This window comes from Streptomyces sp. NBC_00203 (assembly GCF_045206325.1).
GTDB classification, from domain to species: domain Bacteria; phylum Actinomycetota; class Actinomycetes; order Streptomycetales; family Streptomycetaceae; genus Streptomyces; species Streptomyces lutosisoli.
The window spans coordinates 3,593,491-3,610,299 of record NZ_CP108126.1 but is presented as its reverse complement, the minus strand read 5'-3'; the positions used below and the strand labels follow the sequence as shown (position 1 = coordinate 3,610,299).

At 66.6% G+C, this 16,809-nt stretch carries 11 protein-coding genes; 7 read left to right on the top strand and 4 right to left on the bottom strand.

Annotated elements, in window-relative coordinates; all coding sequences use genetic code 11:
- The first annotated feature begins 105 nt into the window (after positions 1 to 105).
- The 3 genes from rplU (at position 106) to obgE (ending at position 2,282) form a co-directional block, all read left to right on the top strand.
- Entirely contained in the window at positions 106 to 426 is a 321-nt protein-coding gene (gene rplU / locus OG975_RS16310; protein WP_007381993.1) for a 50S ribosomal protein L21, read from the top strand.
- Positions 427 to 440: 14 nt separating this feature from the next.
- Positions 441 to 695 (top strand): 50S ribosomal protein L27, encoded by a 255-nt coding sequence (gene rpmA, locus OG975_RS16305; RefSeq protein ID WP_028802588.1) that lies wholly within the window; start codon positions 441 to 443, stop codon positions 693 to 695.
- 150 nt (positions 696 to 845) lie between these two features.
- Positions 846 to 2,282 carry a GTPase ObgE gene (gene obgE / locus OG975_RS16300; RefSeq protein ID WP_406329894.1) on the top strand — a complete coding sequence of 479 codons (1,437 nt, stop codon included), beginning with the start codon at positions 846 to 848 and terminating at the stop codon, positions 2,280 to 2,282.
- A gap of 586 nt (positions 2,283 to 2,868) precedes the next feature.
- Here the strand turns inward: obgE and OG975_RS16295 are convergent.
- Positions 2,869 to 3,186 (bottom strand): hypothetical protein, encoded by a 318-nt coding sequence (locus OG975_RS16295; protein ID WP_406329893.1) that lies wholly within the window; start codon positions 3,184 to 3,186, stop codon positions 2,869 to 2,871.
- Positions 3,187 to 3,263: 77 nt separating this feature from the next.
- On the opposite strand from OG975_RS16295, the gene OG975_RS16290 reads away from it, so the two are divergent.
- Positions 3,264 to 3,593: a hypothetical protein gene (locus OG975_RS16290; protein WP_406329892.1), complete on the top strand. Its 330-nt coding sequence runs from the start codon at positions 3,264 to 3,266 to the stop codon at positions 3,591 to 3,593.
- Between the two features lie 95 nt (positions 3,594 to 3,688).
- Here the strand turns inward: OG975_RS16290 and OG975_RS16285 are convergent, their stop codons facing one another.
- Both OG975_RS16285 and OG975_RS16280 read right to left on the bottom strand, forming a co-directional pair.
- Positions 3,689 to 5,767, bottom strand: coding sequence for a hypothetical protein (locus tag OG975_RS16285; protein WP_406329891.1), 2,079 nt, complete (start codon positions 5,765 to 5,767; stop codon positions 3,689 to 3,691).
- A gap of 344 nt (positions 5,768 to 6,111) precedes the next feature.
- Positions 6,112 to 6,840 (bottom strand): L,D-transpeptidase family protein, encoded by a 729-nt coding sequence (locus tag OG975_RS16280; protein ID WP_406329890.1) that lies wholly within the window; start codon positions 6,838 to 6,840, stop codon positions 6,112 to 6,114.
- Positions 6,841 to 7,072: 232 nt separating this feature from the next.
- Here OG975_RS16280 and OG975_RS16275 point away from each other — a divergent pair, with 232 nt between their 5' ends.
- Positions 7,073 to 7,525: a hypothetical protein gene (locus tag OG975_RS16275; protein WP_406336785.1), complete on the top strand. Its 453-nt coding sequence runs from the start codon at positions 7,073 to 7,075 to the stop codon at positions 7,523 to 7,525.
- A 135-nt stretch (positions 7,526 to 7,660) separates the two neighbouring features.
- On the opposite strand, the gene OG975_RS16270 is transcribed toward OG975_RS16275, so the two are convergent.
- Positions 7,661 to 8,743, bottom strand: a complete 1,083-nt coding sequence (locus OG975_RS16270; RefSeq protein WP_406329889.1) for a Tat pathway signal sequence domain protein — start codon at positions 8,741 to 8,743, stop codon at positions 7,661 to 7,663.
- A 404-nt stretch (positions 8,744 to 9,147) separates the two neighbouring features.
- Between OG975_RS16270 and OG975_RS16265 the strand changes: the two genes are divergently transcribed.
- Both OG975_RS16265 and OG975_RS16260 read left to right on the top strand, forming a co-directional pair.
- On the top strand, positions 9,148 to 16,047 hold the full coding sequence (locus OG975_RS16265; RefSeq protein ID WP_406329888.1) for a polymorphic toxin-type HINT domain-containing protein: 6,900 nt from the start codon (positions 9,148 to 9,150) through the stop codon (positions 16,045 to 16,047).
- On the top strand, positions 16,044 to 16,559 hold the full coding sequence (locus OG975_RS16260; protein WP_406329887.1) for a hypothetical protein: 516 nt from the start codon (positions 16,044 to 16,046) through the stop codon (positions 16,557 to 16,559). Before OG975_RS16265 ends, OG975_RS16260 begins: the two co-directional genes overlap by 4 nt.
- Positions 16,560 to 16,809 lie beyond the last annotated feature (250 nt).

Genomic DNA, 16,809 nt, shown 5'->3' with positions numbered 1-16,809 from the left:
CTCCCGGAAACAGGCGCGTTTCACGCGTCGTGCGCTCCGGTAGAGGCCGCTCGCGCGTCGGCGGCTGGACTGCGGGGTTCCGTTCCGAGCGAGAGAGAGATCCGCGTGTACGCCATCGTGCGCAGCGGTGGTCGCCAGCACAAGGTTGCTGTCGGCGACATCGTTGAGGTTGACAAGATTTCCACTGCCAAGGTTGGCGACACGGTCGAGCTCTCGACCCTGCTCGTTGTCGACGGCGACGCCGTGACCAGCGACCCGTGGGTCCTTGCCGGCATCAAGGTCCAGGCCGAGGTCGTGGACCACCACAAGGGCGTCAAGATCGACATCCTTCGCTACAAGAACAAGACCGGCTACCGCCGTCGTCAGGGCCACCGCCAGCAGTACACGGCGATCAAGGTCACTGAGATCCCCGCGGCTGCGAAGTAAGGGACTGAGGAGAGATGGCACACAAGAAGGGCGCATCGTCCACTCGGAACGGTCGCGACTCCAATGCTCAGCGGCTCGGCGTGAAGCGCTTCGGCGGTCAGGTCGTCAACGCCGGTGAGATCCTGGTCCGCCAGCGCGGCACCCACTTCCACCCGGGCAACGGCGTCGGCCGTGGCAAGGACGACACGCTGTTCGCCCTTGATGCCGGTGCGGTGGAGTTCGGTACCCACCGTGGCCGCAAGGTCGTGAACATCGTTCCGGTCGCCTGATCCAGTCCCTTTAGGGCTCAGGCTCCGTAGAACAGAGTTCTTCGCGAGGCGGACCTCACTTCCCGACAGGGAAGGCGGGTCCGCCTTTCGCGTGTTGTTAATAGACACAGCGCGCAAAAGACATTCCGTAAGTAACTGGAGGCACATCCAATGACCACCTTCGTGGACCGCGTCGAGCTGCATGTCGCCGCGGGTAGCGGAGGCCACGGCTGTGCCTCCGTACACCGGGAGAAGTTCAAGCCGCTCGGCGGCCCGGACGGCGGCAACGGCGGCCGTGGCGGTGACGTGATGCTGGTCGTCGACCAGTCCATCACCACGCTGCTCGACTACCACCACAAGCCGCACCGCAGCGCCACCAACGGCAAGCCCGGCGAGGGCGGCAACCGCTCCGGCAAGGACGGCCAGGACCTGATCCTGCCGGTCCCGGACGGCACGGTCGTGCTCGACAAGGCCGGCAACGTGCTCGCGGACCTCGTCGGGCACGGCACGTCCTACGTCGCCGCGCAGGGCGGCCGCGGCGGCCTCGGCAACGCGGCGCTGGCCTCGGCCCGCCGCAAGGCCCCCGGTTTCGCGCTGCTCGGTGTCCCAGGCGACTTCCAGGACATCGTCCTGGAACTGAAGACGGTCGCGGACATCGCCCTGGTGGGCTACCCGAGCGCCGGCAAGTCGTCGCTCATCTCCGTCCTGTCGGCCGCCAGGCCGAAGATCGCGGACTATCCGTTCACGACGCTGGTGCCGAACCTGGGTGTGGTGACCGCCGGTGAGACGGTCTACACGATCGCGGACGTGCCCGGTCTGATCCCCGGCGCGAGCCAGGGCAAGGGCCTCGGCCTTGAATTCCTCCGTCACGTCGAGCGGTGCAGCGTGCTCGTGCATGTCCTGGACACGGCGACTCTGGAGTCCGAGCGCGACCCGGTCACCGACCTCGACATCATCGAGGAAGAGCTGAAGCAGTACGGCGGCCTCGGCAACCGCCCGCGCCTCGTCGTCCTCAACAAGATCGACGTGCCGGACGGCAAGGACCTGGCCGAGATGGTCCGCCCGGACCTGGAGGCGCGTGGCTACCGCGTCTTCGAGGTGTCCGCGGTCGCGCACATGGGCCTCAAGGAGCTGTCCTTCGCGCTCGCCGAGATGGTCGGGCAGGCGCGCGCCGCCAAGCCCAAGGAGGAGGCGACGCGCATCGTCATCCGCCCGAAGGCGGTCGACGACGCCGGCTTCACCGTGGTCCAGGAGGAGGACGGCCTCTTCCGCGTGCGCGGCGAGAAGCCCGAGCGCTGGGTCCGCCAGACCGACTTCAACAACGACGAGGCCGTCGGCTATCTCGCCGACCGCCTCAACCGCCTCGGCGTCGAGGCGCAGCTGATGAAGGCGGGCGCCCGCTCGGGCGACGGCGTCGCCATCGGCCCCGAGGAGAACGCGGTCGTCTTCGACTGGGAGCCGACCGCCATGGCCGGTGCGGAGATGCTCGGCCGGCGCGGCGAGGACCACCGCTTCGACGCGCCGCGGCCTGCTACGCAGCGCCGCCGCGACAAGCAGGCCGAGCGGGACGAGGCGGAGCAGGAGTTCGACGACTTCGAGCCGTTCTAGGCTGCGCTCGTCGAGAACGTCCTGGTCCGGCTTCGGACCGGGACGTTCTTGTCCTTGGCCTGGGCCTTCTTGTGTCAGATCAGGACGCTCCTGCAGGAGATGCCGGCCTTCCTCCGTGAGTCGTGCCGGAGGTGGTGGAGGCGAAGCCGCTGCACAGGCGCACGGCGGTCGGGTTACTCGGATCGGGGACCTGGATGCGTCGACTGGAACAGCGGGAGCGTGGGCGACCAGCAGCTGACCAAGGCCGCCTGCTCCCTCGCCTATCGGGAGCCGGACGGCATGGCCAGTAGCTACCGAAGACCGCGAACCCGCCCAGAATTCGCCCGGATGTGTCGAGGCGCATCAGGCACAGATCCCCGTTGGCCTCATGTTCGGCGCTGGCGTACGTCTGCGACTGCCCGGGCAGCTGCAGGCTGCCGGCGCGACCGGTCGTGTCCCTTGTCGTGGTGTAGCCGATCAGCGGGGCGAAGCCCACTGGGTCGATGGCGGTGGTGGTGCGGTCGACTCCGCTTTCGAGGGTGTACTGGGTGAGGGCCGGGGAGTCTGCGGTCAGTACTGTGCGGACGGAATGTGTCTCGGTCCACAGTTAACTGCCGGAATTGGTGGATTCGACGCTGATCTGTACGCCGTGTCCGAATCCGCGGAGATACATGGTGCCGAGAATTCGCCCCGAGGTGTCCAGGCGGATCAGGCAGAGGTCTTCATTGGCGGTGCGGTCGTTGCCGGAGTATGTCTGGGTTTCGCCGGGTAGTTGGAGGCTGCCGTCGACCAGTTGCACCGCGAAGATGTGTCCGCGGGTGTTGTCGAACGCGAAGGACTGCAGGACGCGTGTTCCGGACAGCCAGACTTCGCGCAGCAGCATGGTGGAGGGGGCGGTGAGGTCGAACCGCTGGGTGGCGGTCACGGACTCCGGGGTGGCGTCTCCGTGCGCGGCTGCGGGCGTGCCCGGACTCTGCCATCGCCGGGGTGAAGCTCCGGCGCGTGGACGGGAAGGAGTCCGGCAGTGCGGCGACGCGAGGGTTGGAGATGTGGGCGGGGGCGCCCCCGGAGCCGTTGAAGGGAGAGAAAGACATCAGCCTGACGTCCCTTCCCACGGACTGGCGGGCAACCCGGCGGGGAACCGAAGGGCTGACCGCCGGAACCCTCTACTCGTTCAGCTTCACTTCGGGACACGACGACATCGTCAAGTGCCACGGAATCGGCGACTTCCGCACCTCGGACATCGAGAAGCCCGCTCCGGGAGATGTCTGGGCCGACGGGAAGAGCATGTCCCTGAAGGACTTCCGGGAGAAAGCCGACGACTCGTACTGAAGCGCTGTCCGTGTGAGCCGTCCCCGATGACGAGAGCCGGGCCCAGGGCCCGGCTCTCGTCATCGATGGCGCTGCGTGCCGCCCTGGTCGACGCGCTACGCGTTGACCGAGTCCTCCGCCCCGCTCGGCTCCCCCTCCGACTCCAGTTCCTCGGCGGACTCGCGCGGCCCCGGGATCTCCGCCGCCAGGCGGGACTCCATGCGCACGCGCCGTTCGTCGGCCTTGGTGCGCAGGGCGTCGATCGCGGCGTTGAAGCGGGTCAGTGAGGGTGGGTCCGAGGGGCCCAGGAGGTGTTCCTTCAGTTCGGCGCGGGCTGCGGTGAACTCGTCGCGCTCCGGGTGGCGGACCGCGTCCAGGAGGGCCGGGACGCCGTCGGCGGCGGGGGTGAGGATGGCGCCCGCGGAGACCGTGGGGAAGCCGGTGCGGAAGGCCGCCTCGGTCATGCCCGAGGTGTTGGCGACGGCGTACGGCTTCTCGCTGGAGAGCCAGTCGGAGACGACCGACGAGACGTCACTGATCAACAGGTCGGCCTGGTTGAAGCAGGTGAAGATCGCCGGACGCGCGTCCGTGATGATCTGGTGCTCCCACTCCGGGAATGACGCCCAGTAGGCGGACTCCCAGGCCGTCGTCGCCCGGGTGATCTCCGCCTCGCGGTCGCCGCGCGGCGCACCCTGGAGCAGCATCCGCTCCATCTCGTCCGCGCTCGTCCGGAAGGCGGTCGAGGTCAGTGTGTCCAGCTCGACCGTACGGCGGGCCAGCTCGGCCGCCGCCTCCGGGCCGGGGCGGGCACCGGACCGATTGGTGTTGGCTTCGCGGATCATCGTCTTGATCCGCTCGTTCGCGGCGCCCGCGCGCGGGTCGACGGAGCCGGTCATCGGGTGCGGCTTGTAGAGCAGGCGCACGCCGTCGTCGGCGAGAAGCTGGCGCACGATGTTCTCGCCGGCCAGGACCACCGAGGTGTTGCCGGGGTTGCCGTCCCAGCCCTCCCAGGTGGGGGCGTACAGGACGTTCGTGTACGTGCCTGTCGGCTGGCCCGAGTAGGGGCGGATCGGCGTCAGCTGCGGGCGACCGACCTCCACGATGTCCTTGTCCTCGACGCCGACCTCGGCCATCAGGTACCGCTCGCGGGCCGCGGGACCGGCCACCCACACCTCGTCGTACGCCTTGGCGTACGGGTTGCAGGAGGACAGCTTGTCGCTCTCGCCGTGGTTGGTGAAGGCGTGCTTGATCGTGGGGATGCGCAGTACCTGTGAGGTTTTCGCGGCGTTGGCCGGGTGCAGCATCAGCTTCAGCGTCGAGTTCTCCAGCGAGAACATCGTCGCGACCTTCGGGAAGCAGATGATCGGTACGTCGGTCGCGTCGATCTTCTGCACCATGAAACGCTCACGCAGCACGATCAGCGGCTTGGCGTCGATCTGTGAGAGCGTCGAGAGCCACATGTTCGCCTGGTAAGCGGACGTCGTGCCGCCCGAGAAGTACATGGCGACCGTCGGCTGGTAGTCCGCCAGCCACTGATCCAGCCATTCCATGACCGTCTGCTCGCTCTTGGCGCGCTTCTTGGGGAGCAGCCAGGTGCCGAGGTACGCGATGCCGCCGATGATCAGCGCGAGCGCGATGCCGACGCCTATGCCGCCCCAGTATGCGTTCGTGGTGGCTGCGGTGACCAGCAGGCCGGCCGTCGTCGGCAGGGAGAACGTCAGCAGCCGGTTGCCCTGGCGGCGGGCCAGGATGCGCGGCGGCGCGGTGGTCAGACGCAGCGCGGTCGCGTCGATGTTCCGGGTGACGATCGGGAGCGTGCGGGTGCGGCGCACCAGGACCGAGACGGCCTGGCAGGCGAAGTGCAGCGCGTAGAAGACGCACAGCCCGATCAGTAGCGGCGCCTGCTCGCGCGTCGGGTCGATGCCGTCGATCCGCAGCAGTCCTACCAGGATCAGCATGTCGCGCAGCAGCTGGCGGACGGTGACGTCGAAGCGGACCTTGCCGAGAGGCGCGAGCAGGCCGGGGTCGCGGTACTGCAGATACACGTCCAGAGCCAGACCCGCCGCGCTCGCGGCGATGAACACCGGGACGTTCGGCAGCAGCGCGGAGACGATCTGGGCCGTGAAGAGCGCGAACATCGCGAGCAGTGCGGAGAGCTGCACGATGCGGCGGAGGGAGAGGCCTGCGGAAGGCACGGGCTGGGCTCCTGCGAAGGGATACGGCGGATGGGGGAGGCATGGGAGGTGCGGCCCGCCCCTGGGCACGCCCGCGAAGGGGCGCCGAAAGAAGAAGGCCGACCACCGACCGTATGACTTCTGGCCCCGGCTAGCAATCTTTCGTGGGGACAATCACTGGATAACGAACATATTGCTCGGAACTCTGTGAGTGAGCCCTGACAGCGGGGGCGCCTGTCCCAGAACCAAGGCCGTCCGCAGCCCGGAAACCGACGTCGTCCCCTCACGGGAACCGTGGTCGTCCGCCCCTCGAAACGCGGCCGGTGCCCGCCTTCTCATGGTCGGATGCGCTGTCGGTCCTGCTGTCAGGCCTTCAACTCCGCTTTGTCTCCCATCACCACGACCGGGTTTTGCTTGGGGTCGAGGGTGCGCAGCAGGTACTGCATCGCCGACTTGGACAGGCTCACGCACGCCGACGTGCCGCTGCCGTGGTCCATGTGCAGCCAGATACTGCCGCCCTTCGACTGTCCCTGTGGCCGGGTCGGGTCATTGGGCGGAGTGCCCTTGACCCGGTTGTAGTCGATGGCGATGACGTAGTCGAAGTCGTGCCAGTACGCCTTCTTCCAGTAGTGGGGGGCCTGGAACAATGCGGACTTGGTGTACGGCAGCTTGGCTGCCGGGGCGTCGAGCACGCCGCCCGCGTCGCTCAGCGTGAACACTCCCACCGGGCTGCGCCGGTCGCCCTCGCGATGGTCTGTCGTCCACCCCTTCCTCCCGTTGTGCGCCGCCCAGGAACGTGTCCGCTTCCAGGTGGAGCCGTGCTTGCTGAAGAGCACGACGGTCGAGTTGGGGGAGTTCTTGCCCGCGCCGTAGACGGTGACCACCTGGCGGGAATCGGCCGGTACGCGTCGCCACAGCCGGTCGCTGACGCCGGGTATGCGCTTCAGGGCCGTATTCCGTGGCTGCGCGTGGTCCGCCTGGTCGCTGGTCGCGGCGGCAGGCCTGTGGTCCGAACTGCCGCACGCCGCCAGGGACATCGCCAACGCACCGCAGGCCACCACTGCAGTCGCCCGTATCGCACCGTCTTTTCGCATGGGCTCCATGGTCGCAGACCGCCCCAGACGAGTACGCGCTGTCCCCACGTGCCGATTGAGCGCGGACAGCGCAAGATGGCTCTGGCAATCGAACAATCGAAATTGATGCTGTTGGTGATCTTCAGAGCGCGAGCCTGAAATCTTCGACCTCTGCGATGACTCCGACGGGCTCGATCGGGAAGTCCTGGCCCTGGCTCCGTCGTCGCAATGGGTGGCTCTAGCTAAAGCGGAGGTGCCGCGGGATGCCGGGCGTCTGCCTCGCCAGGCGGGGCCCCAGCCGGCCCACATCTATGTCGGCAGGGCAGGTGAACGCAGGGGAGAGGGGCTACGCAGTCGGCTGCGGCGCTACACCAGTGGTAAGGCGCTTGCGCATCCAGGCTCGGCGAGGCGGTGTTCGACCGGGCGCTGGCCGACCCCGAATGGCTGCCTGAGCGCGGCCGGCGACCTGGACAAGCAGGTCTTCGACGAGGTCGCCACCCTGCTCAAGCAGATCATCGACCTGCGGCCGGTCTACCACCGGCTCGAAGAACGCATCCGCGCCCACGTCGTCCTCTGCTGGCTCGCCCTCCTGCTGACCGCATCGCCGAGACCACCACCGGCGGCACTTGGCCGGGCATTCGCCGCGAACTCCAACCCATCCACCTCGGCACCTTCACCGCCGACGGGACGTACGAGCCGATCCTGAAGAAGTGGGGGACGACGGGTTCGGCGATCGCCAAGTCGGAGATTTCGCCTCCGGAGCTGAAGAGTTGAAGGCGGCGGACCCGCATATGGATACGACTCTGCGCCCCTTTGGGACGTGGAGCTGTGCCCTTCTTCGTCAGACGAGGAGGTCCTTGTAGTAGAAGCTGGCCTTCTTGTCGGTCTGGGTGCGGGATTCCTCGGAGCCGAAGCCGAGGAAGAGGCGGGCGGCCGCGGGGTTGGCCATGTCGGGGATCTGGATGGCCATGCCTTCGGGTTCGCGGTAGAAGAGGCTCTGGCCGGCGTTGCTCGGACGGCGTTCGTTGACGATGCCGGTGTTCCAGTCGATCGACGTGACGTTGGTGTTGCTGGCGCTGGTGCCGGTCACGTTGCCGGCGCTGTCGTAGGTGTAGGTGTAGGCGGTGCCGTCGAGGGTGTAGAGGTACTGGCCCATGGTGGTGTAGCCCTGGAAGGTGGGGCCGGTGAGCACGGACGGCTGGGTGATGGTGGCCAGCGGGGTGAAGGTGCCGGCCTTGAAGGTGGCCAGGTCGTACAGGCTGTACTTCCAGGTGGTGCCGTTGATGCGGTGGCGGTGCGCGATGCGGTTGTTGACGGGGTCGATGGCGACGGTGTTGTGGTCCGAGCCGGGCACGGGGTCGAACCGGGTGACCTGTTGCGAGTCGGGCTGTACGACGGTTCCGTTGGCGAACTTGAAGCGGGCGATCTTCGTTCCGTAGCCGTCGTTGTTGCTGTCGGCAAGTGCGTTGGTCTCGGTCCACAGGTAGGCACTGTTGCCCGAGGGTTCGACGCCGATGGACACGCCGTGTCCGAAGCCCCTGAGGTACATCCGGCCGATGATGTAGCCCTGCCAGTCCAGGCGGGTGATGCACAGGTCGCCGTTCGTGGAGCGCTCGGTGCCGGTGTAGGCCCGCGTCTCACCGGGCAGGACACGCCCGGCCTGCACCAACTGCGCCGTGTAGAGGTGCTTGTTGGTGTTGTCGAAGGCGAACGACTGCAGGATGGTCGCCTCGTTGAGCAGGATCTCGCGGAACCACTCGTCGGAACCGTCGGTGAGGTCGAAACGCTTGGACGACGCCACAGCCGCGGATGCGGTGCCGGCCTGGGTGAGGGCCACGGAGCCCACGAGGGCTGCCGCTGTCAGCCCGCCGGCGCGCCGCAGAACCTGTCGTCGGCTCAGGTGGCCAGGCGTCTCACGCTTCATGTCTCTTCACAGGACCTTTCATCGGCCGACCGTGGGCGTTGATGTGTACAGCACGTGTGCGACGCAGGATTGAATCACCTCAACGACCGTTGCGCCAGCGTAGTTTCCCCAGCTCACGGCCGTATACATGAACATCCTGCAAACGTGATGCACGTCACACCTGTAAAGAGGCTGTGAAGGAACGGTTCTTGTGGATCAGTCCGAAATGTGGGGGCTGTCCGCCGCTGAAGCAGCTCGCTTAACGTGCACTTTCGGCCTGTCTTTACGCAGCTATCACTGTGCCAATAGCTCGAGGACACGGTCTGTTTGCTTTGCACATGCGCTGGGACCGGGTCCCGGCCTGCTTTGGGTGGGGATGGTCCTTGCGACTCGCGCGCAGACATGGGAAGAACGCTTCGTGGGCGTTGGCCTTGGCGCTGGCGGCGTCACTGCTGGCAGCGCCCGCGGCCGAGGCCGCGGGCAAAGCTTCGGTCGCGTCGGCGGGGCGCAAGCAGCCGGTGAACGTGCCGGTGCAGGCGGCGGGGGGCGTGCCGCGTGACGGTGCGGAGCCGACGCAGACCAAGCCTGTGCGTCCGGTGTGGCCGAAGGCGGCCCACGCACGGCTTGCGCTGTCCGGTCTGAAGCCGGGCAAGTCGCTGCCGGTGACGCCGTCCGGCGGGACGGGCGCGGCTGCCGTTCACGTGGGGCCGGCTCCCGTCACGGCCCTGGCCAAGCAGCGGTCCGCCATCGTGGCCTCGGCTCCCACCGATGTCGACGTCAAGGTCCTGGACCACACGCAGTTGAAGGGGGCGGGCGGCACCGGGGTGGGCGTGCAGGTCACCCGGCACGACGGCCGCGGCACCCCCGGCCCGGTGAAGGTCACCTTCGACTACTCCGGTTTCAAGCAGGCCTATGGCGGCAACTTCGCCTCCCGCCTGCGCCTGGTCGCCCTGCCCGCCTGCGCGCTGACCACACCGAAGGCGAAGGGCTGCTCGACGGCCAACCCCCGCTCCATCCCGGTCACCAACAACGTCGCCAAGAGCACCATCACGGCGACCGTGCAGGCGGACGGCGACCCCAAGGCCAAGATCTCGGTCATCCAGCCCAACCAATCGGGGCAGTCCACCTTCCAGTCCGCCACCACCATGGCCGCCGCGAGTTCCGCGACCGTGTACGCAGTGGCGTCCGGCTCTTCCTCCGATGCGGGTGACTTCCGGGCCTCGTCGCTGAAGCCGTCCGGATCGTGGAACGTCTCCGCGGGCTCGGGTGCCTTCAACTACAACCTGCCTCTTCAGGCGCCCAAGCCTCCGGCGGGCAGCGCTCCATCCCTGTCGCTGTCGTACAACTCGCAGTCCGTCGACGCCCTCACCTCCGCCCAGAACACCCAGGCCAACTGGGCCGGTCTCGGCTGGGACCTGGGCGGTATCGGCTTCATCGAGCGCCGCTACCGGGGCTGTCAGGACGACGGATCGGGCACGGGCTGGGTCGGTGACCTGTGCTGGGACTCGCCCAACTACGACAACGAACACGACGGCGCCGTCTATGTCATCAACTTCAACGGCGTCAGCTCCACCCTGGTCCAGGACGGCAACGGCACCGGGTCGTACCACGTGCAGGACGACCCGGGCTGGCGGGTACAGCACCTGACGGGCGGTCACGGCGCGGACGACGAGTACTGGGTGATCTCCACCCAGGACGGCAACCGCTACTACTTCGGCTGGGGCCGCTCGGAGCGCACGGACCCGGATGCGAACTGGGACAAGTACACGCACTCGGTGCTGACCGTTCCGGTGTTCGGCAACAACCCGGGTGAGCCCGGCTACGACAACGGCGTCGGCGTCAGCACGCAGGCCTACCGCTGGGGCCTGGACCGTGTTGTGGACGCCAACGAGGTGGAGACCGCGTACTTCTACGAGAAGGAGCAGAACCACTACCGCTCGGTGCTCCTCGGCGACCAGGCGCGTGTGTACGACTCGGCCGCCTACCCGGTGCGCATCGAATACGGCTGGGCCTCGCAGATTCCCGGCGCGCAGCTGCCGGCCAAGGTCGACCTGCGCTACGTCGGCCGCTGTGTGGAGCGGATGGCGGAGACGGACCCACTGGCCACGGAGCCCCGTCCCTGCCCGTCGATCTCGGACTACCCGGACTCGTATCCGGATGTGCCCATAGATTTGATGTGTGACGGCACGGCCGCCGATGACGGCTGCAAGTCGATCACGGGTGAGACGTACTCGCCGACGTTCTTCGCCACGCAGATGCTGTGGGACGTCAAGACGTTCGTGCGGGACAACGACGCCTCGGCGTGGGACCCGGCGATGCAGTACCAGATGAAGTACGGGCTGCCCAACCCCGCAGGCACGATCGACAACACCCTCTGGCTGGACTACGTCCAGCGCCGGGGCTACGGCGACGGCAACGACATCACCCTGCCGACCATCAATATCAACGGTGAGTGGCGGGACAACCAGCTCGGCGGCGGCACCCTCAACTTCCGCCGGGTCACCCAGATCCACGGCGACCTCGGCTCGTTCGTCAACGTCACCTACCGCAACTACGACGACCAGGACACCTGCGACATCAACAACCCGCCCACCGAGTCCAACAACACCCAGGCCTGCTTCAAGCAGAAGTGGCTGCCCGAGGGTTCGACGGAGTCGAAGACGGGCTGGTTCAAGAAGTACGTCGTCTCCAAGGTCAGCGTCGACCCCGGCCCCGGAGCGGGCACGGGCAACGACGGCGACCCGGTCATGACGACGACGTACGACTACGTCGGCAAGCCGGCCTGGGCGTACCCCAACGACCCGCTGACCAAGGACGAGGACGAGTCCTGGACCGAGTGGCGCGGCTACCAGCAGGTCGAGGTCCACACCGGCACCAAGTCGAACGCGGCCTCCACGTACTACTGGCTGTACCGCGGCATGGACGGCGACCGCACCGACAAGAACGACCCGTCGAAGACCCGCAGCGTTACGGTCGACGACGGTGACAGCGGCAGCGCGGCCAAGACCGACTCCGCCTGGCTCAACGGCAAGATCCTGGAGAGCAGCGACCGCGACGGCACCGGCCAGTCCCACAAGCGGACCTGGCACGAGTACTGGGTCCACGACACCGCCCACTACGACGGCCTGCCCGATGCCCGCTTCGTGCGCGACTCCAAGACCACCACGCAGGAGCTGGTCTCCGGCGGCAGCTGGCGCGAGCACACCGTCAAGGACGAGTACGACGAGGCCGAGCCGGCCAGCACCAAGTACGGCCTGCCGATGCGCACCAACGACTGGGGCCTGTCCGCCACCGACGACAACCGCTGCACCACCTACGGTCGCGCCTACAACACCACGGACTACTTCCCCGACTCGCAGGTCCAGCGCTGGATGGTGCTGCCCGACGAAACCAAGCACTACGCCGCCGACTGCGCGGCCCGAACCGCCGACAACCAGGACTCGTACTCGGTCACCCTGTACGACGACGCCACCTCGGTCGACACCAACAAGCCCACCGACGGCCACCCCACCACGGTCCGCGCCTACACGGACGCGGACGTCAGCCACTCCCGCGAGACGACCGCCAAGTTCGACCAGGCCGGCCGGCAGATCCAGGTGACCGACGGCAAGCACAACACCGCGACGACGACGTACCAGCCGGCCACCTCCTGGCCCGTCGACGGCGTCACGGTCACCACACCCGACCCGGACGACAACGGGCTGGCCGGCAACGGCCCGGCCACGCCGCAGTCCACCACCACCTGGTACTCCCGTCTGTGGGGAACCCCGTACCGGAGCCAGGACATCAACGGTCAGACGACCCGCATCGTCCTGGACGCCGTGGGTCGCATCTGGAAGGTGTTCAAGCCCTCGCAGATCGGCGCCTACCCCGCCGGCGTTCCCTCGATCGAATACAAGTACGAGATCATCACGGAGCCCACCAACAGCGACGGCGTCCCCAACCTGGTCACCACCACACCGCCGAAGACCACCGCAACGACACTGCAGACCAGCGGCAAGCTCCTCACCAGTTACACCTACGTCGACGGTCTCGGCCGCACCCGCGAGACACAGACGGAGGCGCCGACCGGCACCGGACGGACCGTCGTCTCGACGCGATACGACACCTCGGGCAACGTCACCGGCAGCAGCTCCGCGTTCTACAACTCCGGGGACCCCAGCACCGGCGGCATGGTGCTGCCCACCGTGGACAGCCTGCCCTCGTACACCGACCTGGTCATCGACTTCGCCGGCCGTACCACCGAGTCCCGGATCATGGCGACGGGCAAGCCGCAGGCCCAGGGCCAGACGATCGCCAACTACCACGGCGACTACACCACCACCATCCCCGCGGTCGGTGAGCGCACCAACACCTACACCGACGTCTTCGGACAGGTCACCAAGGTCGTCGAGTTCGGACCGTCGACATACACGACCTCCTACGACTACGACGGCAGCGGTCGGCTCAAGCAGATCACCGACTCGAAGGGGAACGTCACCACCTCCAGCTACAACTGGCTCGGCGAGCGCATCAGCGGCAAGGACCCCGACGCCGACCCGACAGGCACTGGCCTCACCGCCTACGACGCCAACGGCAACATCCAGTCCACCAAGGACGCCAACGGCACCGTCCTGACGTACACCTACGACAACCTCGACCGGCCGCTGACAGTGCAGAACGGCTCGAAGGTGTTGACCCGCAACACCTACGACACGGCCCCGGGCGGCATCGGCCAGCTGGCCACCTCAACCTCGTACGTGGGCAGCTACGCCTACACCGACAAGGTCAATTCCTACGACGCCGACGGTAACGTCACGGAGGCGCAGACGACTGTCCCGGCAGACGGCACGGGCTTCGAGGGCACCTACAAGACGAAGACCACCTACAACGCCTCCGGCCAGCCGACCAGCATCACCTACCCCGCCGTCGGGGACCTGCCTGAAGAGACCGTCACCGCGCAGTACGACGATGTCGGCAACCCGGAAAAGCTCACCAGCAGCCTCAACAACACGGTCTACGTCGACTCCACCGGATTCGACAGCCTCGGCCGGCTGACCGACCGCACCTACGGCACCACGGCCACGACCGGCACCACAGCCAGCCGCACGTACACCTACGACGACACCAACGGCACCGGCTGGCTGAAGAACATCACCGCCACCACCAGCACGAAGGGCCCCGTCCAGAACGACGACTACCTCCGCGACAACGCCGGTCAGACCACCGACCTGACAGACCGCGTCACCGGACAGCACCAGTGCTACACCTATGACGAGCTCGTCCGCATCTCCCGCGCCTGGACCACGGCGGCCACCACTGGCTGCTCCGGTCCCTTCGCACCCGACCTCGCCACCGGCCAGGATGCCTACCAGCTCGACTACACCTACGACGGCATCGGCAACCTCCAGAAGGTCACCAACACCACCGCCGGCGGCGCTCAGGTCAACGACTACGTCTACCCCGGCTACTCCGCCGACCAGCAGATCTACACCGCAGGCGCCGCTCACCCGCACGGCGTCACCACGGTGAAGACCCCCACAGGCACCGACAGCTACGAATACGACGACGACGACGGCCAGATGAAGAGCCGCACCGTCAGCGGTGCCAAGACCGACTTCGTCTGGAACGAACTGCACCAGGTGACCGCCACCAGCGGCGCCGCCACCACCGGCTACGTCTACGACGCCTCCGGCGACCTCCTGGAGCGGAAGTCCACGGACGAGACCGTCCTGTACCTCTCGGGCCAGGAGGTCCACAAGGCCCCCGGCGCCAACCCGAAGGCCACCCGCTACTACAGCGACGGCACCTCGACCGTGGCCATGCGCACTGCGGTCACCGCAACCAGCAGCAAGCTGAGCTGGATCATGTCCGACGACCAGGCGTCGACCCAGGTGACCATCGACGCCGCCACGGGCACCGCACAGCGCCGTCACTACCTGCCCTTCGGAGCACAGAACGGCACGACCTCCCTGCCCGCCGGCACGGACCGAGGCTTCCTGGGCAAGACCGAGGACGATGCGACAGGCCTGTCGATCCTGGGCGCCCGCATGTACGACGCCAAACTGGGCCGATTCCTCAGCCCGGATCCGCTGCTCACGCCGTATGACCCGCAGAACCTCAACGCCTACTCGTATTCCGTCAACAACCCCATCGCCTACAGCGACCCCGACGGGCTCAGGCCTGTCACTGCCTGCGAGTACGGCTGCGGCAGCGGCGGCGACAGCTATCGGGACTGGATGTCCCCGAACGCTGACGGCACCTGGGGCTACCACTACGAGAACTCCCACTATGTCTATAGCGGGGATGGGAGTCTCCACAGCGTTGTAAAGACGGGTAGCGACCTGCCGGCGCTCGGCAAGAAGATCGTGTACAAGCCCTACGACCTCACGGTTCAGAAAGCGGTCTTCAAGACCCTTGCCTCGACCTTCCTGCCCGACCCCACGTCCTGGAAGGACTGCCTGTCCGGCTCAGGAGTATCGAGCTGCCTCATCGCTGGAACGGACCTTCCCCTGGGCAAGGTCTTCAAGTTGGTTCCCGACTCACTTCTCAAAAAGGGGGCTAAAGCCGTTGAGGAATGGGTCTCAAAGCTAACCAAGGGATGTAAGTGCTTCCTCGCCGGCACCGACGTCCTGATGGCCGACGGCAAGACCAAGGACATCGAAGACGTCAAGGTCGGAGACAAGGTCCTCGCCACCGACCCGGAAACCGGTAAGACGTCCTCCCGGCAGGTGACCCGCCTCATCGTCACCGACGACGACAAGCACTTCAACGAGCTTTCCATCGCCACCGAGAACGGCATCGAGAAGCTCACCGCGACACACGAACACCCCTTCTGGTCACCGTCGCAGCACGACTGGGTGCAGGCCGGCAACCTCAAGCCGGGCATGACCCTGCGTACGGACAAGGGCGACTCGGTCATCGTCGCCGGCAACCGGTCATTCACCATGCGGGCGCGCACTTACAACCTCACCGTCGAGGGACTGCACACGTACTATGTGCTGGCGGGTAGAACCCCGGTGCTGGTCCACAACAGCCGGTGTCTGATCGGCAACGTCGTCGGGCCCCAGGGCGAAAAGCTCTGGCTTCCCACGGGCCGCAAGGCCGTTGCGACGGCCAATAACGGGAAGGGGTGGTTCTTTGACATCAAGGCATCCGAAGCTGCGGCTAACGGGTTCCACAAGAGCGTCAGATACGTGCGCGTCATGGATCCAGTGACCAGCGGGCCGCATCCATACCCCAACGGCTATATAAGCTATTTCAATGATGGAGGCCAGATCATCAATCCGATGACCGGTAAGCCCGTGCCCAAGTCCGACCCCTACTGGCACATTCCGATCCAATGACCCTCGTGGAAAACGTCTTCACGTCCCAGGATTACCGTCAGGCTCCGGAGCCAATCGACTGGGACCCGCTGAAGGAACAAGACGCCCTGCATGACGCGCAACTCCTGGATTGCAGAGTGTGTCCGACCGCGAATCGTGCGGCGCTGCTCTTCGACATGCGCACTGCGTCGCATTATCCAACGGGAAATTCCGCCCTCCTTGTGGTCCGTGGACTACAATCGTTTCACTGGAGCGGAGCGCCGCAGCAGCAGAAACTGATGGCGTTCTCGGTGATGTCCAGTCGGCCTTCTGGGGTCGCCGATGGCGGATTGCGACTGGAGCTGGAATTCTTCCCTGACGGCGATCATTCTGTCAGTGGAGATCGTGCGGACTTCTACCTGTTGGAAGTCCACGGGATCCCTGAAGCGCCACCGAGCTACCCGGGGCGCGATCTCGATCAGGTTCGGCATGAGCTGCCGTCGTGGAACTCCGACTGCACGGTGCTGCAGTCGGCCACCACGAGCGGCAAGTGACATAACGGTGCGGCCGAAGCGGCTCGCCAAGGTTCTTCCTTGGCGAGCCGCTTCACTTCATGGCGCGCGCGAACGAGGCGCACGCTCAGCCGACCCCGTCCGGTTCCTGGTAATAGGCGTCCGGCATCAGCTGCGCGCCGCCACTAACCTGTCACGGTGAATATTGGCGGTCAGAATTCCTTTGGCACGCCTAAGATTTCCGAGCTTCAGGCATTCAGGCCCCACCGGGGGGACTGTCCTAGATTTGGTT

What these genes read in the sequence shown, in the direction of transcription:
- rpmA (WP_028802588.1), top strand. Translation starts at nt 441, where the DNA reads ATGGCACACAAGAAGGGCGCATCGTCCACTCGGAACGGTCGCGACTCC.
- obgE (WP_406329894.1), top strand. Translation starts at nt 846, where the DNA reads ATGACCACCTTCGTGGACCGCGTCGAGCTGCATGTCGCCGCGGGTAGC.
- OG975_RS16280 (WP_406329890.1), bottom strand. Translation starts at nt 6,840, where the DNA reads ATGCGAAAAGACGGTGCGATACGGGCGACTGCAGTGGTGGCCTGCGGT.
- OG975_RS16270 (WP_406329889.1), bottom strand. Translation starts at nt 8,743, where the DNA reads ATGAAGCGTGAGACGCCTGGCCACCTGAGCCGACGACAGGTTCTGCGG.
- OG975_RS16260 (WP_406329887.1), top strand. Translation starts at nt 16,044, where the DNA reads ATGACCCTCGTGGAAAACGTCTTCACGTCCCAGGATTACCGTCAGGCT.